Genomic DNA, 18,493 nt, shown 5'->3' on the forward strand with positions numbered 1-18,493 from the left:
ACGCCTTTGCCGCTGGCACTAACGCTAATGCAACAAGCGTGCCAGCACGTGAGACGTCACCCGCCGGGCATTGCCGGGCAAGGAGAAGATCGGAAGTTGTCTATGGGAAACGCCCGAACGTGGCGCTAAAAAACGTCAAATCTGCTGCACCGCACCAGTGCATGACGCGGGGCCGCCGCCCCGCGCGCACCAACTTGATGCCTGCATGCGGTGCGTCAGCTAGCTTCCTTCGGTTTAGTCCCTGACGATTTGTGTCCGCTGACTTGGGCGCCTGCGTCGTGCGGCAGACGCATGCCGTCGATCAGCGCGAGCAACGCAATGACCGCCATGACGACGAACGTCCAGCGGAAGCTCGCGGTGCTGAATGGTGCGACACCTGCCACTTCCGTGAACTTAAGGATGAGCGCGCCGAGTGCGATGCCCATGCCCGTCATCATCTGCTGGAGCGCGGAGGACAACGTCGCAGCGCCGCTCATGTCGGTGGGTGGCACGTCGGCGAATGCCATCGTGGCAAGCGTGGTGAACTGCATCGAGCGGCAGATGCCGCCGAACAGCAGCACGAGCCCGACGATCCAGAACGGCGTCGTCGACGACAGCGCGGCGCACATGAGAAAGCCGATCACGACGAGCACGCCGTTGCCCAGCAGCACACGACGGAAGCCGAAGCGCTTAAGGATCGGCGTCGTTGCGGGCTTGATGCCCAGATTGCCCGCGAAGAGTGCGAGCATCAGCAGGCCGGACGTCACCGCGCTCAGGCCGAACGCCAGTTGGAACATCAGCGGCAGCAGAAACGGCGCGCTGCCGATCGTCATGCGAAAAAGCGAACCGCCCCACACCGTCACGGCAAACGTCTGCACGCGCATGGCCGCCAGATTGATGAGCGGGTGCGGCGTGTGCAGGAAGTGCCGGATCGACCAGCCCATCGAGAGCAATCCGATGGCGAGGCAACCGATCACCATCGGCCAGTCGGCAGGCGTGCGGCTCGCCAGCTCGACGCCGAACATCAGCAAGCTCGCGCCGACACCGCTCATCACGAAGCCCGGCAGATCGAACGGTTTGCGCTCGCCCGGCGACGGGCCGACCAGCCACAACGCGCCCGCGAATGCCGCGAGGCCCAGCGGCACGTTGATCAGGAAGATCCAGTGCCAGCTCCACGTCGACGAGATGAAGCCACCGAGCGCGGGCCCGAGGACGGGCGCAGCGAGGCCCGGCCACGTGATCGTTGCGATGGCGCGCACCAGCTCCGGCTTGGGCGTATTGCGCAGCACGACGAGTCGCCCCACAGGCACCATCATCGCCCCGGCCAGCCCCTGAAGCACCCGGCATGCAGTGAACATGCCGAGGCTCGTGCTCATCGCGCACAGCACGGACGCCAGCGTGAACAACGCAATGGCGGCGGGGAACACACGACGCGGCCCGAGCCGGTCTGCCAGCCAGCCGCTCGCCGGAATGAACGCAGCGAGTGCGACCAGATAAGCCGACAGGCCGATGGACAGTTGCGACGGCGCGACGCCGAAGTCCGTCGCCATGGCGGGCAGCGACGTGGTGATGATGGTGGCGTCGAGGTTCTCCATGAAGAACGTCGACGCCACCAGAAAGGGCAGCGCGCGTCGGCTCACTCAATCCTCCTGCATCAACGCGCGGCCAATGATGAGTTGCTGAATCTGCGTGGTGCCCTCGTACAGGCGCAGCAGACGCACGTCGCGATAGAAGCGCTCGACCTTGTACTCGTTGATGTAGCCCGCGCCGCCGTGCACCTGCACGCCGCGATCCGCCACGCGTCCGACCATTTCCGTGCAGAACAGCTTGGCGCACGACGCCCGCGTGCTGACGTCGGCATCGCGCTTGCCCACGGGCTTGGCGTCGTATCGCGCCGCGCTGTCCTGCACCATCGACCACCCGGCGTAGAGTTCGGCCTGACTGTCGGCGAGCATCGCCTGTACTAACTGGAAGTCGCCGATGCGCTCGCCGAACTGCTTGCGTTCGCGCGCATAGGCCACGGACTCGTCGAGAATGCGCTGCGCCATGCCGCACGCGAGCGCCGCCACGTGCAGACGCCCCCGGTCGAGCACCTTCATGGCCGTCTTGAAACCCTTGCCCGCTTCGCCGCCGATGATGTTCGCCGCCGGTACACGCGCGCCTTGCAGCACGACGTCGCAGGTTTTCGTGCCGCGCTGGCCCATCTTCTTGTCTGCCTTGCCCAGCGACAGGCCTGGCGTGTCAGCGGGGACGATGAACGCCGAAATGCCGCCTGCGCCCTCGCCGCCGGTACGCGCCATCAGCGTGAACGCCCCGGCGCGTGGCGCATTGGTGATGAAGCGCTTCACGCCGTCGAGCACATAGACGTCGCCGTCGCGCACCGCGCGGGTCTTGAGCGCGGCCGCGTCCGATCCCACATCCGGCTCGGTCAGCGCGAACGACATGATCAGATCGCCGCTCGCCACGCGCGGCAGCAGCTCGCGCTTCTGCGCGTCCGTGCCGTCCATCAGAATGCCCTGCGAGCCGATGCCGACGTTCGTGCCGAACACCGAACGGAACGCCAGCGACGTCTGCCCGAACTCATAGGCCACGCGCACTTCCTGCACCATCGACAGACCGATCCCGCCGAATTCCTCGGGAATCGACAAGCCGAACAGTCCCATCTCCTTCATCTCTTCGACGATGGCTGCGGGCACTTCGTCGTGCTCCTCCACGTCGTTCTCGGCAGGCACGAGCCGCTCGCGGATGAAGCGTTGCACCGCAGCGAGCAGTAGCTCGAACGATTCGCTGTCCAGTCCCTTGGATGTCATTGGGCGTCCCTTGAAATATGTCGTAACACTTGGCGACGGGCGTGAAGCCCGCGCGCCGGATGCCGCTATCTTACCCGCCGGAATCCCGGAAAGGCACGCCGCATCGGCCTTAGCGACGATTAGCGAGCGAGGCTTCCCACGATTCCCACGGATTTCGCAACAACCTATTAGCTAGCATCCTAATTATTAGTTAACATATAATCTTTCTCCATGACCTCCCTAGAATCGCTCCGCTTTGTCTTCACCAGCCATCTGCTGCTGGCGGGCAAACAATGGCGCCAGTTATCGCAGGGCGCGATCGTCGAATACGGCATTTCCGCGGCGAGCGCCGGCCCCTTGTTGTTCATCCGCCGTCTTGGCCAGGGTGTGCGTCAGGTCGAGCTGGCCGAGTATGTCGGGCTCGAAGGTGCATCGCTCGTGCGACTGCTCGATCAGTTGTGCGCGGCCGGTCTGGTCGTGCGCGAGGTCGATGCCAGCGACCGTCGCGCCAATGCGCTGCGACTCACCGAAGCGGGTGAAACGCTCGCCGAGAAGCTCGAAGTCGAACTCAGCCAGTTGCGCGCGAAGGTGTTCGCGAACATCCCCCGGGAAGATTTCGATGCCGTGCTGCGCGTGTTCGAGACGCTCAACCGCGCGGCGGATCCGGACGGCTCCATCCTCGCGATGGAACTCCCCAAGAAGTAGTCAAAGACGTCGACCGTGCTTACCTGGCCTTCCTCTCGCGACTGGATTTTCTCGATCAAGGCGTTCGTCGCCTCGATGCTGGCGCTCTATATCGCGCTCGCGCTCGGCCTGCCGCGTCCGTACTGGGCGATGGCCACCGTCTACATCGTCTCGCATCCGCTCACGGGCGCCACGCGCTCCAAGGCGCTGTACCGCGTGCTCGGCACGCTGCTGGGTGCCGCGGCGTCCATTGCGTTTGTGCCCGCGCTCGTCAACACGCCCGAATTACTGATGGCCGCCGTCGGTCTGTGGACCGGCACGCTGCTCTATATCTCGTTGCTGCACCGCTCGCCTCGCAGTTACGTGTTCTTGCTGGCGTCGTACACGCTGCCGCTCATCGCCCTGCCCGCCGTGAACACTCCGTCGGGCATTTTCGACATTGCGATTGCCCGTTCGGAAGAGATCATTCTCGGCATCGTCTGCGCCAGTGTCGTGGGCGCCGTGATTCTGCCCACGAGCGTAGCGAAGGTGCTGCACGACCGCTCGGCCCGCTGGCTCACCGATGCAGCGCGCTGGACCACCGACATGCTGTCGGCCGACCCCGAGGGCAAGGCCACGCGTCACATGAGTCGTCACCGCATGGCGGCCGACATTCTGGCGCTCGATCAGTTGATCAGCCAACTGTCGTATGACGCCGATACGTCCGAGCGCGTGCGCGACGCACAGGAACTGCGCGGTCGCATGACGATGATGATGCCGGTGCTCTCGACCGTGGCGTCGCTGGTGCAGACGTTGCGTTTGCATCCGAACGGTGCGCCGGAAGCACTCGAAGCCAAGATGGCGGAAATCGTCGCGTGGCTGCGCCGGGGCGCACCGTCGCCCGCGCCCGCCCATCTGCTCAAGCCGCCACAATCGGCGGGCGAAGCGTCTGACTGGTACGGTGCGCTCGTGTCCGCGACGGAGGACCGTCTGCGCTCGCTCGTGCAGCTGTGGCAGGACTGCGCCTCGCTGCAACGCCGCTTCGGGCAGCATGAAGACGCCCCCGAATGGACGCCCGCCTTCCCGCACTGGGAACTGGGCGGCGCGCGTCACTATGACCACGGCCTGCTGCTGTTCTCGACGATCTCGGCCGCACTGTGCACGTTCCTGATGGGCATGGCGTGGATCTATACGGGCTGGAACGACGGCGCGGCCGGCGTCTCGCTCGGCGCGGTGGCCTGCTGCTTCTTCGCGGCAATGGACGAGCCTGCGCCGTTCATCCGCTCGTTCTTCTGGGCGACGGCCGTGTGCGTGGTGTTTGCCGCCGTGTACGTGTTCTTCATCCTGACGAACGCCCACGACTTCGGTCTGCTCGTGGCGCTCTTTGCCGTTCCGTTCGTGTTGCTTGGCACACTGATCCCGCAGCCGCGCTTCACGATGGTGGCGATGCTCGTGGCGGTGAACACGGCGACTTTCGTGGGGATTCAGGGCGGATACAACGCCGACTTCCAGAGCTTCCTGAACAACAACATCGCCGGTCTGGCCGGGGTGCTGTTCGCATTGTTGTGGACGTTGCAGACGCGCCCGTTCGGCACCCGCGTCGCCATGCGTCGACTGATTCATTCGAGCTGGCGCGACATCGCAAAGAACGCGATGGGCCGCTCCGTGAGCGAACACAACCGGCTGCGGGCGCGATTGCTCGACCGGCTCGGCCAACTGGTGCCGCGTCTGGCGGCGAGCGAAAGCGAAACGTCGAGCGACGGTTTTACCGAAGTGCGCGTCGAACTCTCCGCGCTCGCCCTGCAACGCGAATTGCCGAATCTGAATCCATCGCAGCGCAACGCCGTCGAGGCCGCGCTGTCCGACGTGGCGCGCTTCTACCAGGCGCGACTCGACGCGCAGGTGAGCCAGCCCGACGCCACGCTGCAAGACAAACTGCTGGGGGCCGTGCGCTCGCTGGTGGCCCATAGCGATCAGGCCTCGCGCAGCGCGCGCGCCTCGCTCATGGACATCCACGTCGCGCTCTTCCCTCCCGCTGCCCCTACCCCCGCTTCGACACGGAGTGCCCAATGAGCGGCGAGATCGACATCTACGGTGTATTCGTGCCGACGCTGCTGGCCCTGATGGTCGTGGCGTTCGTGCTCACGGGCGCGCTGCGCTTCGTGCTGGCGCGCATCGGCTTTTACAAGCTCGTCTGGCACCGCTCCTTATTCAACCTTGCTGTGTACATCATCGCGCTGGGCGGCATCGTCGCCATCGCGCACGCCTGCCAACCATGAAACTGAAACTTCGCTCTCTCGGCCCCGTCGTTCTGACGCTCGCGGTCTCCTGCGTGGCGGTCTACGTGCTGCTGCATCTCTGGGACTACTACACCGTCGCCCCGTGGACACGCGATGGTCGTATTCGCGCTGACATCGTGCAGGTCGCGCCTGATGTGTCCGGACTGATTACCGACGTCGAGGTCAAGGACAACCAGCCGGTGCACCGTGGCGATCTGCTGTTCGTGATCGACCGCGATCGCTACACGCTCGCATTGCAGCAAGCCGAAGCGACCGCCGCCGCACAGCGCGCCACGCTTGCGCAGGCTCGCCGCGAGAACGCACGTAATCATCAGTTAACCGAAGTGGTAGCCAAGGAAGTCGTCGAAGCCGGTCAGGCCAAGGTCGAATCCGGTGAAGCCGCCGTGGCACAGGCCGACGCTGCGGTGCGTCTTGCGAAGCTCAATCTGGAACGCACCCGCGTGCTTGCACCTGCCGACGGCTACCTGAATGACCGCCTGCCGCGCGTGGGTGATTACGTCACGACGGGCCGTCCGGTCCTCTCGATGGTCGACGCGGGCTCGCTGCACGTCGAAGGCTATTTCGAAGAAACCAAGATGCGCGGCATCCATATCGGCGACAAGGTGGAGATTCGCCTGATGGGCGAGCATCACGTGTTGCACGGGCATGTGCAGAGCATCGTCGCCGGTATCGAGGATCGTGACCGCACCAGCGGCGCGTCGATGCTGCCGAACATCAACCCCACCTTCAACTGGGTCCGTCTCGCACAGCGCATTCCGGTGCGCATCGCGCTCGACGACGTGCCCGCCGACATGCGTCTCGTCGCCGGGCGTACCGCTACGGTGACGGTCGTCGAAGGTCAGGACAAACCCGCTCAGCCGAAGCACGCGGCGCAGCCTGACAGCACAGCACCGACGGTGATGGCCGCCGTCACGCGAAGCGACGCACAGGCAGGAGTGCGCAAGTGAGCACAATGAAGACGGCCTTGAAGACGACTCGGCCCCGCCTCCTTCTGCTGAGCGCCGTGGCTGTCGCTGCCGCGCTTGTCGCGGGATGCACGACTGTCGGGCCGGACTATCACTTGCCCGAGAATTCGGTCATGCGCTCGCCCGAAGCAAACGGCGCGCTCGCGAATGTCTCGAAGCCGGGCACTGTCTCCATCGCAGCGGTGCCGGATGACTGGTGGCAGCTGTACGACGATCCGAAGCTCGACGCGCTCGTGAAAGAGGCGCTCGTCGCCAACACGAACGTGCGCGTGGCGCTGGCCAACGTGCAGCGCGCGGTCGCGCTGTATCACGAAGTGGAGTCCGAGAATCTGCCGCAAGGCGGCGTGCAGGCCGAAGCGGCCCGCGCACAGATTTCGGGCGAAAGTCTGCTCAAGGAAGAAAAGCTGCCGGTGGTGAACATTGCCGTCGCCACGCTCGGTATCTCGTATCAGATCGACTTCTTCGGCAAGCTCGCCCGTGCAGACGAAGCCGCACTCGCCGCCGCCGAAGCGAGTCAGGCCGCGCTCGATGTCGCACGTGTTAGCGTGGCGGCCGAAACCGTGCGCGCGTATGTGCAAAGCTGCGCGGCCAATCACGAGTACGACATTGCCAACGAGCAACTGAAGTTGCAGGAACGCAGCGTCGCGATCACCCGCAAGCTGGTGGACGCCGGGCGTGACCAGCCGACAGATCTGCTGCGCGCACAGGCGCAAGCCGACACGTTGCGTGCCGGGCTGCCGCATTACCTGGCGCAGAACGAAGCCGCCAACTACCGGCTGGCCGTGATGCTCGGCAAGGTACCGGGCACGCTCGACGCGAGCCTCACGCAATGCCGTCGTATTCCGCAGCTCACGCAGGCGCTGCCCGTCGGTGACGGCACGGCGCTGCTCAAGCGCCGCCCGGATGTGCGTCAGGCAGAGCGCGAACTGGCATCGGCCACGGCGAAGATCGGCGTGGCGACGGCGGACCTTTATCCGACGATTCGCTTCGGCGCATCGATTGGCGCGAACGGCGTGCTGGAACACTTCGGTCAGGGACGCACCGAGCAATGGACCGTCGGTCCGATGATCTCATGGTCGCTGCCGACTAACGGCGTACGTTCGCACATCAAGGGCATGGAAGCCGGTGCGAACGCCGCGCTCGCGCACTTTGACGGCGTGGTACTCAAAGCGATTCAGGAAACGCGAACGTCGCTCTCGGCGTACACCCGCGAACTGCAACGCGACGACGCGCTGCGTGACGCACGCGACAAGTCCCGTGCCGCTGCGCAACAGAACCACAAGCTCTATCAGGCGGGCCGTGCGCCGTACCTCACGAGCCTCGACGCCGAGCGCACGCACGCGAGCGCCGAAGCCGCACTCGCCGCGTCCGAAACGCAGGTCGCTATGGATCAGGTCAATCTGTTCCTGGCGCTGGGCGGCGGATGGCAATCGAGCGTCGCAAAGGACAAGGCCGCCATGGCCGAATCGCATTCGTCCGACGCATCTACGCATTGAAACGAGGTTGCTGGCGCGTATCGCGCGATATGACATCGGATACGCTGCCGGACCTCCAGAAACACACAAGCCCCGTCGGGACCGAGGTCCTCTGGCGGGGCTGTGGCAAGTGACGCGCTAGGGCGTCGTGAGGAAGATTCGCGCGGCGCGGGCGGGACTCGTAAGGGTCGATGTGATCGAACGAATCAGGCGGGCCGTCGGCGAATCGGGTACGGCTTCAGAACTTCAGTACATCTCGGGACTGACTGTCCCCCTTCCACACATCAAGACTTCAGTTGACCGCCGGGGCTTGCGGGGCAGCGCTGTGTTGCGCCGCTTCGATTTCGGCAGTGCGCTTTTGCAACTGGACCGATTGCTCGAACGTGTACGGGAAGTTGAATTCCGTCACCGGCGACAGACCGAGTTCGCGTGCAGCTTGCAGTTCGGCACGCACATGTTCACGGGTCACACCAGTCGATTGATCGGCAGCGAAAGCCGAGCCAGCGGCTACGGTCAGGCTGACCAGCGCAATGGCGCTCAGCAGGTTCTTTTTCATGGAAAACTCCTTTTATCGTTCGTATGTCGTTCAAAGTGACGAAAACCGCTAACCAATCAGTTTTCGCCATGAGTAAATTATAGTTTTCCCTAGGAATTGAACTAGCCTCAAAGCGACAACACACCGTTTCGGAAAAGATGTGAAATCGGCTGAATTCAGGGGTGGAATGTCTCGAAAATGGCGGGAATATGTCGCGCAATGGGCAGAGGCGACAAATGTGAAATCACAAAGCAAAACGAGATTCGTGAGCGCCCGGAAATAGCGCTCACGAATCTCGCTTGAAAATGGATAACTTCAGGGGGAAATCAGACCGGTGCTGATCGCGGCGGCAATCGCCTGATGCCGGTTGACCGCGCCAAGTTTGCGCTTGGCGTTATTGATGTGAAATGTGACGGTGTGCTCGGAGATCTTCAGAATCAATCCGATTTCCCAGGCCGTCTTCCCACGCGCCGCCCACAGCAGACTTTCGATCTCGCGCGGACTGAGCTTGCCGGTGCAACGGCTGGCCACCCACTGCATGTCGAGTTGCTGAATCGCCTGATGGAAATACAACGCCGTCAGATAGATTTCACCGACCATGCGCGCTTCGAGTTCGGCCGATTCTTCCGGTGATTTTGCGGTCGCTGCGCTGAAGATCGCCCGCTCACCCGCAGCGCCGTAGATCGGGATCGATACGCCGCTGCCCAGACCATGCGCTCTCGCGTCGGCAAAGATCGGATGCGGCCGCTTTTGCGTGAGAAACGTGCGCCAGAGAATCGGCAGTGGCGACAGATTCGCCGCCACCAGCACCGGATCGACTTCGGCATATCCCGCGCGCTGATAGCGCTCGATCCAGGCAGGCGGAAACGTCGTAAAGATGTGACGACTCGGCATGCCCTGCGCAGAAATGATCTGATCTTCCATCTGGAATGCTGCGGCTTCTCGCTCGCGACGCGGCAACAACGGCGCATAAAATAGCGCGTCGTATTCCAGCGATTGCGTCAGCTTCTGAAACTCGGCGTCCAGCGCCTCGACCGAGCGGGCTCCCAGCAGCCCCTCATATCGATAAAGGTTGTGATGCATTGCGAGTTACACGTTCTCAATAATTGCCGGTTTGGATGCCGTTATTCGCGCATTGTAGTCCGAGCCTTGTGTTTTGCGGGGAGTAATTTTGCCCAATAAAACAATCACGATTTTTCACGTGGAGTGCGAATCATTTTCTCATTGAATTTCACAACACGCTGCCCAGCCCCTCCAATGCCGACAAGACTTTTCGCAATCCCGGCGTGAGCGGTTTATCCTGCCTGACGACAATCGCCAACGTTCTCGTTAATTCCGGTGTGAGTGTCGATATACGCAATCCGCGTCGGTGATGAACGGCATTCACCGACATTTTCGGCACGATGCTGTAACCGAGTCCTGCCGCCACCATCTCCTTGATGGCTTCGATACTGCCGAGCGCCATGACCGGACGCATGCGCAACCCGGCTTGCAGAAACCAGTCGTCGATCAGCAGACGGGTGCTGCTGCCGGATTCGAACGCGACCATGGGGGCGGCGGCCAGCGTGTGCGGTGTGACTTCGTCGCCCCATGTGTTGTCGTTCGCCGGTGCGATGGCGACGAACTCGTCGCGCAAGACCGGCGTGACATGCAGGCTGCGCCCCGCAGCGGGCAACGTTACGAGGCCGATATCGAGCCGGTTTTCGGTGACGGCCGCAACGACGTCATCGGTGTTGCCCGTGCTCACCCGGATGTCCAGTTGGGGATGCCGCTTGCGCATCGCGCGCAGCATCGGCGGCAGCAGGTGAATGCAGGCCGTCGCCCCCGTGCCGATGGCCACTTCGCCCGCCACACCCCGCGCGTGGCTCGTCAGCGCCTGCATCGCTTCTTCGACGGCGGCATCGATGCGGCGCGCGTGTTCGAGCAACGTCAGGCCGGCTGACGTCGGCTTGAGCCGCTTACCCACTCGCTCGATGAGGCGCACGTTCAGGCGTTGCTCCAGTTGACGCACCTGAAGGCTGACGGCAGGTTGAGACAGGTCGAGACGCACCGCTGCCGCCGAGAAACTTCCGGCGTCGACGACCTCGGCGAAGGTATGCAACTGATCCAGATTCAGGCGCTTCATCTCAAAGTTTTCCTTATGAATCGGATAAGATGCCAAGACTTTACCAAGAGATGGCGTGAGCGCACCATGTCTGAATCCGACGTTTTGTCCCTCATATCGTCATGCCTCTCGTTCTCCGGCTCGGCCTCGCACAACTCATCAACTGGGGCGTGAGCTTCTATCTGCCCGGTGCCTTTGCGTGGCGCATCGCGCGCGACACCGGCTGGGCGCAGACATGGGTCTTCGCCGGTCCTTCGCTCGCCATGCTGGTGATGGCCGCCGTGTCGCCGCTCTCGGGCCGCTGGCTCGAACGCATGGGCGGACGCCGCGTGATGTGCCTCGGCACCCTGATTTGCTCCGCCGGATGCGCCACACTGGCCACGAGCACGACGCTCGTGCAGTTCTTCGTCGCGTGGTGCCTGCTCGGCGTGGGCATGCGTCTGTCGCTGTACGACGCCGCCTTCGCCACACTTGCCGCCCTCTACGGCCCCACCGCGCGTCGGCCAATGACACAGATCACCCTGATCGGCGGCCTCGCCACGACTGTCTTCTGGCCGGTGGGCAACTGGCTCGGGGACACATGGGGATGGCGACCGGGGGTGCTCGTGTATGGCGCGTTCGGTCTGCTGGCGTGGGCCTTGCTGCGTAGTCTGCCGCCAACGCCCCCGCGTGCACCGGCCACCACCGGGAGTAGCAAGACACGCGCCGCGCTGCCGTGGCGGCCCGCCCTGCTCTACGGCACGATCATGGCGCTGGTGTCGATCCTGTCCTCGGGACTGGCAGCGCACCTGACGTCGCTGTTGAGCGTGCAGGGGCTGCCGGTCGGTCTCGCCGCACTCTGGGGGTTGGGTCAGGTGTGTGCGCGAACGCTGGAGTGGCTTCAGCCGCGTCAGTCGAGCGCAGTAAATCTCAACGTCGTGGTTGGCTGCGGGCTGCCGCTGTGCTTCGGGCTGGGATTGGCGGGGATGTCGTCCATCATCGCCGCCGGGGTCTTCATCTTCTTCTACGGCGCACTGAACGGGCTGGCAACGCTGTTACGCGCCAGCCTCCCGCTGGAACTGTTCTCGCACGAAGCCTATGCGCGGGCGCTCGGCACCTTGCTCACCCCTGCGTTCGCGGTCTCGGCCGTCGCCCCTTGGGGCTACTCGGTGGCCCGCGCGCACTGGGGCGACGCGGCCATCCTCTGGGTGTCGCTGGTCATCGGCCTGCTGATCGCGGTGGCTGCGCTATCGCTGCGGCGTCTGGGGCAGACAGCGCCTGCTCCACAAATGTCCGAAGAAACTCGATCCATGTCTTGACCTTCGCGTCGAGGTACAGCCGCGACGCGTAGACCGCGTAGACGTTCGTCCCCTGCAACTCGTACTCGGGCAACACCCGCACCAGCGAGCCGCTGCGCAGCGCCGAGAGTGCCGAGAGCAAGGGCACCGGCCCCACGCCGCAGCCGCTGATAAGCGCTGCCGCCAGCGAGTCGGCCGTATTCACGCGTAGCCGCCCCGAGGGCACCGGCAGCTTCACGCCGCCGTCCGGGCCTTCGAAAAGCCAGTGATCGACAGAGTAATGCGGTGCGTTCAGACGGACCTGCGTGTGCTGCGCCAGTTCGTCCAGCGAGCACGGTGCGCCATGCTCGGCGAGGTACTGGGGGGCTGCGCACAGCACCGACGCCATCCGGCAAATCCGTGCCGACACCAGCCCCGAATCGGGCAACTGCGCCGTGGCGAGTCGCAGCGACACGTCGATGTTCTCCTCCAGCAGATCGGGCACGCGCGACGACAGCAGCAAGTCAGCCTCGACGTCCGGGTATTGCTCAAGGAAGCGCGCCAGCGCGGGCACCACGAACACCTGCCCGAAGCTGGCTGGCGCGTGCAGACGCAGCGTGCCGCTAGGTGCGGCGCTCGCGGCTCCGGCTTCGGCCTCCGAGACATCGACCAGCGAGATGATGTCGCGGCAACGCTCGAGGTAGCGCTTGCCCGCGTCCGTCAGAGCAAGCTTACGTGTCGTGCGATGCAGCAGCCGCGTGCGCAGGTGCGCTTCGAGTTCGGAGATGGCCTTGGACACTTGAGGCGTGGTCATGTCGAGCGCGCGCGCCGCGCCCGCAAAGCTCGCGACGTCGGCCACGCGCACGAAGATCCGCATGTTCTTTAAGGTGTTCATGGAGGGCGATGATATCGCGGGACGGCGGTAGCACAGGCGACGAAGTCACTGCGACGACAAAGGCGTGCCCGCCGAGATAACCGCAAGTCATATGCTCGTGCGGCGATATTCGTTGGGATCAAGCGTCGCGCGGGGTATCCTAGCGGCCCGATCAGTCGCAAATGGCCGCACTGATTGCACTTTAGCCGACGAGACTATTCGCATGACCGATATCACCACCCGCCAAGCCGATCATCCTATCGACCCGCAATTCGTGGCCCGCTGGTCGCCGCGGGCATTCAAGGACGAAACGATTCCCGAAGCCACCCTGCTGTCGTTCTTCGAAGCGGCTCGCTGGGCACCGTCGGCCTACAACGCGCAACCGTGGCGCTTTGTCTTCGCCCGTCGTGGCACGCCGCATTGGGACCAGTTCGTCGGCTTCCTCAACGAGTTCAACCAGACGTGGGCCAAGAACGCCGCCGCCATCGTCCTCGTGATCTCGAAGTCGACCCTCACGCCCCCGGGCAGCGACAAGGAAGTCCCGGCTTCGACCCACAGCTTCGACGCAGGTGCCGCGTGGGGCTACCTCGCCCTGCAAGCCTCGCTCTCGGGCTGGGCGACGCACGGCTTGGCCGGAATCGAACACGACAAGATCCGCAACGAACTCGATCTGTCGCCGAAGTACAAGATCGAAGCGGCCATCGCCATCGGCCGTCCGGGCGGCGACGTGAACGCACTGCCCGAAGGCCTGCGCGCTCGCGAAGTGCCGAGCCCGCGCGAGCCGATCGCCAAGATCGCTTCGGAAGGCCGCTTCGCGTTCTAATGCGCTTGCGCCTGTCGTCACCACATGGCCGGTGATGCATGAAAAAACCCCGCCGGATCGCGAGACCCGGCGGGGTTTTTGTTTGACGGCGACCGATGCGGTCACACCACGATCACGTCACGACGCGTCGCCCTCCGGCTTCCATCCGCCACCCAGCGCACGATACAGCGCCACGTGATTGACGAGCACCCGCTGCTTCACGTCGATCAACTGCTGCGCCGCGTGGAATTCGCTGCGCTGCGCGTCGAGCAATTCGAGATAGCTTGCCACCCCGTTCACGTAGCGACGTTTAGCCAGCCGCAGGCGCTCGCGCTCACCGTCGGACACACGCTTCTGCGCCTGATACTGACGCGAGAGCAACTGCTGTGCCGTGAGCGCATCGTCGACTTCCGCGAACGCCGTCTGGATCGTGCGCTCGTACGAGACGACCGCCATCTCCTTACGGACGTTGGCCAGATTAAGGCCCTGAATGTTGCGCCCGCCGCTGAAGATCGGCACGGTGATCTGCGGCATGAAGGACCACACGCCTGTGCCTGCGCCGAACAGATCGGAGAAGCTGGCGCTGGCGGTGCCGATGTCGGTCGTGAGTCTGACCGACGGGAAGAACGCCGCGCGTGCCGCGCCGATATTCGCGTTGGCTCCGCGCAACTTCGCTTCGGCCTGACGAATGTCCGGACGACGCATCAGCAACGACGACGGCAAGCCCGCCGCGACCGGCACGACGAAAGCACCGTCAAGCGACGCCGCCGCCGCAGGCTTCGCGCCGACGTCGCCGGTGAGCACCTGCAAGGCGTGCACGATCTCGCTGCGCTGACGTTCGCGTTCAGCGAGCGCCGCCCGCGCCACTTCGACCTGCGTCGTCTCCGTGTTCAGGTCGAGGTCGTCGACCAGCCCACGCTCAGCACGTAGACGAATGACGCGAATGCCGTCCTCACGCGCCGCCAGCACATCGCGGGCGTAAGCGATCTGCTCGTTCGCGGCGACCAGCCCGATATAGGACGCCGCCACTTCCGCCACCAGACTCACCTGCGCCGCGCGTTGTGCTTCTTCGCTCGACAGATACTCCTGAAGCGCAGCGTCGCGCAGACTGCGCACGCGCCCGAAGAAGTCCAGCTCGAACGCGCTTACACCCACCGTCGCACGCACATCATTGGCGACATAACCGCCCGGCATATTGCTTGCGCCATCGGGTTGCCCGGCCGAGCCGGAGTAGCGCTGACGGGAGAACGCACCGCCCGCCTGAACGCTCGGCAGCAGATTGGCCGACTCAATGCCGTACAACGCGCGCGCTTCCTGTACGCGCAGCGACGCCAACCGCAAGTCGCGATTCTGTGCGAGCGCCCGGCGAATCAGCGTCTGCAAGTCCGCGTCCGAGAAGACCTCGGCCCAGTCGGCGTCGGCGGAGAGCGGATCGGCGAGTGCCAAGTGCACACCGCTGCCCGTCGGCGCTTCATACGTCGTCGGCATCGGCGCAGTCGGACGCTCATACGTCGGCGCCATCGTGCATCCGGCCAGCAGTGAGAACAGACACACACCGGCCAGCGTTATCCCGCGCATGCGGGGTCGAAACATCGTCATACCTTCCCCTCGACGGCCGGTGCGGCATCTTGCGAATCATGCGGCGCATCCTTACCCGGATGCGAGCGGCGCACGAAACGGCCCACCAGCAGGAAAAACAGTGGCACCAGGAAGATCGCCAGCACCGTGGCCGTCACGATCCCGCCCAGCACGGCCACACCGATCGCACGCTGCGCACCCGATGCCGGGCCGGTCGCAATCGCGAGCGGCACCACGCCGAAGCCGAACGCCAGCGACGTCATCACGATCGGACGCAAACGCAGTCGCGCAGCTTCCACCGCCGCATCGAACCACGTCATGCCCTGCTTCGCGAGATCGTTGGCCACTTCCACAATCAGAATGGCGTTCTTCGCCGACAGACCGATGGTCGCAATCAGGCCCACCTTGAAGTAGATGTCGTTGGGCATGCCCATCAGACTCACGGCACCGAGTGCACCGATCACGCCCAGCGGCACCACCATGATGACCGCCGCCGGAATCGCCCAGCTCTCGTAAAGCGCCGCGAGCGCGAGGAACACCACCAGCACCGACAACGCGAACAGGATCGGTGCCTGCGCGCCCGACGCTCGCTCTTCGAGCGACTGGCCGCTCCACTCGTGCCCGATGCCCGCAGGCATCTCCGACATCAGTTGCTCCATGCGCGCCATGGCTTCGCCGCTGCTCTTGCCCGGGGCCGATTCGCCCTGCAGCGTGAACGACGGATAGCCGTTGTAACGCTTCAACTGCGGCGAACCGAGCTTCCACTTGAGCGTGACGAACGACGACAGCGGCACCATCTCGCCGCTGGCGTTGCGCACACGCAGGTTGCCGATGTCGTCCGGCGACACACGCTGACGCCCGTCCGACTGCACGACCACGCGACGATTCTCGGCACCCAGCATGAAGTCGCCCACATACTCCGACCCGAACATGGTGGCAAGCGTGGTGTTCACGTCGTCCATGTTGACCTTGAGCGCTTCCATCTTGCGACGGTCGATGGCGATGTCGATCTGCGGCACTTCACCCTGCCCGGCAAAGATCACGTTCTTGAGCACGGGATCTTTGGCCGCCTTTTGCAGCAACTCGTCGCGCGCAGCGGTGAACACTTCCGCGCCCACACCAGCACGATCCTGCAACCGCAGATTGAAGCCGTTCGACGAACCGAGTTCCGGCAACGCCGGGCTGTTCATCGCGATCATCATGCGGTCCGGCTGGCCGGTGAACTTCGCGTTCACGCGCTCGACGATGGCGTTCACGCCGTCATGCTTCGACGTGCGCTCGTGCCAGTCCTTGAGCGTCACGTACAACATGCCGCCGCCAGGACCTGCACCGAACTCGTTCCAGCCACCCAGCACGAACACGTGCTTGACAGGCTCGTTCTGCATCAGATAACTCTCGATGCGCTTGAGCGCGGTCATCGCCTCAGGCAACGTTGCGCCCTGAGGCTCGGAGGCCATCACCATGAAGCTGCCGGTGTCTTCCTCCGGCACGAAGGCAGACGGCAGACGCATGAACGCCAGCGGCACCGCGATCAGGATCGCCCCGTACACCAGCATCGAGCGCCACGGATGACGCAGCGTCTTGTCGACCCGGCGCGTGTAGCGCTCGGTGCCCACCGCAAAGGTACGGTTGAACCAGCCGAAGAAGCCGCGCTTCTCGTGGTGGTCGTGTGCCACCGGACGCAGCAACGTCGCGCACAGCGCCGGTGTCAGCGAGAGCGCGAGGAATGCCGAGAAGCTGATCGACACCGCGAGCGTGACCGCGAACTGCCGGTAAATGTTGCCCACCGCACCCGAGAAGAACGCCATCGGGATGAACACCATCACCAGCACCACCGTAATACCGATGATGGCGCCGCTGATCTGCTTCATCGCCTTGACCGTCGCCGCGTACGGGGACAACCCCTCCTCGACCATGATCCGCTCGGTGTTCTCCACCACGACGATGGCGTCGTCCACCAGAATGCCGATGGCCAGCACCATGCCGAACATCGTGAGTGTGTTGACGGAGTACCCGAGGCCCAGCAATACGCCGAACGTGCCCAGCAACGCCACCGGCACGACGAGTGTCGGGATCAGCGTCGCACGCAGGTTCTGCATGAACAGATACATCACGATGAACACGAGCACGATGGCTTCGAGCAGCGTCTTCACGACCTTCTGGATCGACACCTTCACGAACGATGCCGTCTCGTAGGGCATCTGATATTCGACGCCCGCCGGGAACAGCTTCGCCTGCTCGTCCATCACGGCGCGCACGGCCTTCATGACTTCGACGGCGTTCGAGCCTGCCGCGAGCTTGATGCCCATTGCGGTGGCCGGAAGCCCGTCGACACGCGACGAATAGTTGTAGTCCGACGCGCCCAGTTCCACACGCGCGACGTCGCCCAGCCGGATGGCCGAACCATCGGCGCGCACGCGCAACGGAATGCTGGCGAACTGCTCCGGCGTGGAGTAGGTGGTGTCGGACACGACGTTCGCGTTGATCGGCGCGGACGTCGGGGTCGAGCCCGCGCCCAGATCGCCCACCGTCACGCGCGCGTTATAGGCCCGCACCTTGGACACGATGTCCGAGGCGGTGAGATCGAGCGCGACGAGTCTGGCTGGATCGGGCCAGATGCGAATGGCCTTCTCCGTCCCCCAGAACTGCACCTGACCGACGCCCGGCACACGCTTGAGCTGGTTGACGACCTGCGACGCCGCCAACTCACCCAGATCGAATTCGCCGATGGCCGGATTGCGCGACGACAGCGTCACCACCATGTGGATGTTGTCGGCCGCACGTTCGACCTTCACGCCATAGCGACGCACGACTTCCGGCAAGCGCGACTCGACCGTCTTCAGCCGGTTCTGCACTTCTACGGCGGCCAGATCGAGGCTGGTGCCCTGACGGAACGTGAGGTTGACCGACGACTCACCGTTACCGCTCGTGGCCGACGTATACATCAACCCCGGCGCACCGTTCATCTGACGTTCGATGATGGCCGTGACCGAGTCTTCGACGACCTTCGCCGAAGCGCCCGGGTAGCTGCTGTACACGCTGACCATCGGCGGCGCGATGTCAGGGTACTGCGCGACGGGTAGCGCCCGAATGGCCAGCAGGCCGACGAGCGTAATCATCAGAGAGATCACCCAGGCAAAGACCGGGCGATCGATAAAGAAACGAGCCATTTG

The 18,493-nt window shown here is 64.2% G+C and carries 15 protein-coding genes; 7 read left to right on the forward strand and 8 right to left on the reverse strand.

Annotated features, from left to right (window positions below; genetic code table 11):
* Positions 1-215: 215 nt before the first annotated feature.
* Positions 216-1,619, reverse strand: a complete 1,404-nt coding sequence (locus ACIQWO_RS23070) for an MFS transporter (protein WP_402829259.1) — start codon at positions 1,617-1,619, stop codon at positions 216-218.
* Positions 1,620-2,789 carry an acyl-CoA dehydrogenase family protein gene (locus tag ACIQWO_RS23075; RefSeq protein WP_402829261.1) on the reverse strand — a complete coding sequence of 390 codons (1,170 nt, stop codon included), beginning with the start codon at positions 2,787-2,789 and terminating at the stop codon, positions 1,620-1,622. It abuts the gene before it with no gap.
* A 210-nt stretch (positions 2,790-2,999) separates the two neighbouring features.
* On the opposite strand from ACIQWO_RS23075, the gene ACIQWO_RS23080 reads away from it, so the two are divergent.
* From ACIQWO_RS23080 to ACIQWO_RS23100, 5 genes are read left to right on the forward strand one after another with little or no spacing between them, the layout of a single operon-like run.
* The gene (locus ACIQWO_RS23080) at positions 3,000-3,473 is read left to right on the forward strand and encodes a MarR family winged helix-turn-helix transcriptional regulator (protein WP_150662332.1); all 474 of its coding nucleotides are present in this window, start codon (positions 3,000-3,002) and stop codon (positions 3,471-3,473) included.
* Positions 3,474-3,488: 15 nt separating this feature from the next.
* The gene (locus ACIQWO_RS23085) at positions 3,489-5,504 is read left to right on the forward strand and encodes an FUSC family protein (RefSeq protein WP_402829263.1); all 2,016 of its coding nucleotides are present in this window, start codon (positions 3,489-3,491) and stop codon (positions 5,502-5,504) included.
* Positions 5,501-5,710 carry a DUF1656 domain-containing protein gene (locus ACIQWO_RS23090; RefSeq protein WP_039400588.1) on the forward strand — a complete coding sequence of 70 codons (210 nt, stop codon included), beginning with the start codon at positions 5,501-5,503 and terminating at the stop codon, positions 5,708-5,710. Before ACIQWO_RS23085 ends, ACIQWO_RS23090 begins: the two co-directional genes overlap by 4 nt.
* Positions 5,707-6,678, forward strand: coding sequence for an efflux RND transporter periplasmic adaptor subunit (locus tag ACIQWO_RS23095; RefSeq protein WP_402829266.1), 972 nt, complete (start codon positions 5,707-5,709; stop codon positions 6,676-6,678). The genes ACIQWO_RS23090 and ACIQWO_RS23095 overlap by 4 nt, the downstream gene beginning before the upstream one ends.
* Positions 6,679-6,683: 5 nt before the next feature.
* Positions 6,684-8,192, forward strand: coding sequence for an efflux transporter outer membrane subunit (locus ACIQWO_RS23100; RefSeq protein ID WP_402829638.1), 1,509 nt, complete (start codon positions 6,684-6,686; stop codon positions 8,190-8,192).
* A 271-nt stretch (positions 8,193-8,463) separates the two neighbouring features.
* Here the strand turns inward: ACIQWO_RS23100 and ACIQWO_RS23105 are convergent, their stop codons facing one another.
* From ACIQWO_RS23105 to ACIQWO_RS23115, 3 genes are all read right to left on the reverse strand, one after another.
* The gene (locus ACIQWO_RS23105) at positions 8,464-8,727 is read right to left on the reverse strand and encodes a DUF4148 domain-containing protein (RefSeq protein WP_039400593.1); all 264 of its coding nucleotides are present in this window, start codon (positions 8,725-8,727) and stop codon (positions 8,464-8,466) included.
* 294 nt (positions 8,728-9,021) lie between these two features.
* A complete protein-coding gene (locus ACIQWO_RS23110; protein WP_402829268.1) occupies positions 9,022-9,789 on the reverse strand; it encodes an autoinducer binding domain-containing protein in 768 nt (255 codons plus the stop codon).
* A gap of 148 nt (positions 9,790-9,937) precedes the next feature.
* Positions 9,938-10,831, reverse strand: coding sequence for a LysR family transcriptional regulator (locus ACIQWO_RS23115; protein ID WP_402829270.1), 894 nt, complete (start codon positions 10,829-10,831; stop codon positions 9,938-9,940).
* Between the two features lie 101 nt (positions 10,832-10,932).
* Between ACIQWO_RS23115 and ACIQWO_RS23120 the strand changes: the two genes are divergently transcribed.
* Positions 10,933-12,108 (forward strand): MFS transporter, encoded by a 1,176-nt coding sequence (locus ACIQWO_RS23120; protein WP_402829272.1) that lies wholly within the window; start codon positions 10,933-10,935, stop codon positions 12,106-12,108.
* Here the strand turns inward: ACIQWO_RS23120 and ACIQWO_RS23125 are convergent.
* Entirely contained in the window at positions 12,008-12,961 is a 954-nt protein-coding gene (locus ACIQWO_RS23125) for a LysR family transcriptional regulator (protein WP_402829274.1), read from the reverse strand. The two genes, ACIQWO_RS23120 and ACIQWO_RS23125, sit on opposite strands and share 101 nt — an antisense overlap.
* A gap of 202 nt (positions 12,962-13,163) precedes the next feature.
* On the opposite strand from ACIQWO_RS23125, the gene ACIQWO_RS23130 reads away from it, so the two are divergent.
* On the forward strand, positions 13,164-13,763 hold the full coding sequence (locus ACIQWO_RS23130) for a nitroreductase family protein (protein WP_402829276.1): 600 nt from the start codon (positions 13,164-13,166) through the stop codon (positions 13,761-13,763).
* 117 nt (positions 13,764-13,880) lie between these two features.
* Here ACIQWO_RS23130 and ACIQWO_RS23135 read toward each other — a convergent pair whose 3' ends face one another.
* Complete coding sequence (locus ACIQWO_RS23135; RefSeq protein WP_402829278.1) at positions 13,881-15,341, reverse strand: efflux transporter outer membrane subunit; 1,461 nt, start codon at positions 15,339-15,341, stop codon at positions 13,881-13,883.
* Complete coding sequence (locus tag ACIQWO_RS23140; protein WP_402829280.1) at positions 15,338-18,490, reverse strand: multidrug efflux RND transporter permease subunit; 3,153 nt, start codon at positions 18,488-18,490, stop codon at positions 15,338-15,340. The genes ACIQWO_RS23135 and ACIQWO_RS23140 overlap by 4 nt, the downstream gene beginning before the upstream one ends.
* Positions 18,491-18,493: the final 3 nt, after the last annotated feature.

Source organism: Pandoraea sp. NPDC090278 (assembly GCF_044772185.1).
Classification (GTDB): Bacteria; Pseudomonadota; Gammaproteobacteria; order Burkholderiales; family Burkholderiaceae; genus Pandoraea.

Bases quoted from the DNA above. Each gene is read 5' to 3' on its own strand.
- ACIQWO_RS23075 (WP_402829261.1), bottom strand. From the start codon at position 2,789: ATGACATCCAAGGGACTGGACAGCGAATCGTTCGAGCTACTGCTCGCT.
- ACIQWO_RS23080 (WP_150662332.1), top strand. From the start codon at position 3,000: ATGACCTCCCTAGAATCGCTCCGCTTTGTCTTCACCAGCCATCTGCTG.
- ACIQWO_RS23090 (WP_039400588.1), top strand. From the start codon at position 5,501: ATGAGCGGCGAGATCGACATCTACGGTGTATTCGTGCCGACGCTGCTG.
- ACIQWO_RS23095 (WP_402829266.1), top strand. From the start codon at position 5,707: ATGAAACTGAAACTTCGCTCTCTCGGCCCCGTCGTTCTGACGCTCGCG.
- ACIQWO_RS23100 (WP_402829638.1), top strand. From the start codon at position 6,684: ATGAAGACGGCCTTGAAGACGACTCGGCCCCGCCTCCTTCTGCTGAGC.
- ACIQWO_RS23105 (WP_039400593.1), bottom strand. From the start codon at position 8,727: ATGAAAAAGAACCTGCTGAGCGCCATTGCGCTGGTCAGCCTGACCGTA.
- ACIQWO_RS23110 (WP_402829268.1), bottom strand. From the start codon at position 9,789: ATGCATCACAACCTTTATCGATATGAGGGGCTGCTGGGAGCCCGCTCG.
- ACIQWO_RS23115 (WP_402829270.1), bottom strand. From the start codon at position 10,831: ATGAAGCGCCTGAATCTGGATCAGTTGCATACCTTCGCCGAGGTCGTC.
- ACIQWO_RS23120 (WP_402829272.1), top strand. From the start codon at position 10,933: ATGCCTCTCGTTCTCCGGCTCGGCCTCGCACAACTCATCAACTGGGGC.
- ACIQWO_RS23125 (WP_402829274.1), bottom strand. From the start codon at position 12,961: ATGAACACCTTAAAGAACATGCGGATCTTCGTGCGCGTGGCCGACGTC.
- ACIQWO_RS23130 (WP_402829276.1), top strand. From the start codon at position 13,164: ATGACCGATATCACCACCCGCCAAGCCGATCATCCTATCGACCCGCAA.
- ACIQWO_RS23135 (WP_402829278.1), bottom strand. From the start codon at position 15,341: ATGACGATGTTTCGACCCCGCATGCGCGGGATAACGCTGGCCGGTGTG.
- ACIQWO_RS23140 (WP_402829280.1), bottom strand. From the start codon at position 18,490: ATGGCTCGTTTCTTTATCGATCGCCCGGTCTTTGCCTGGGTGATCTCT.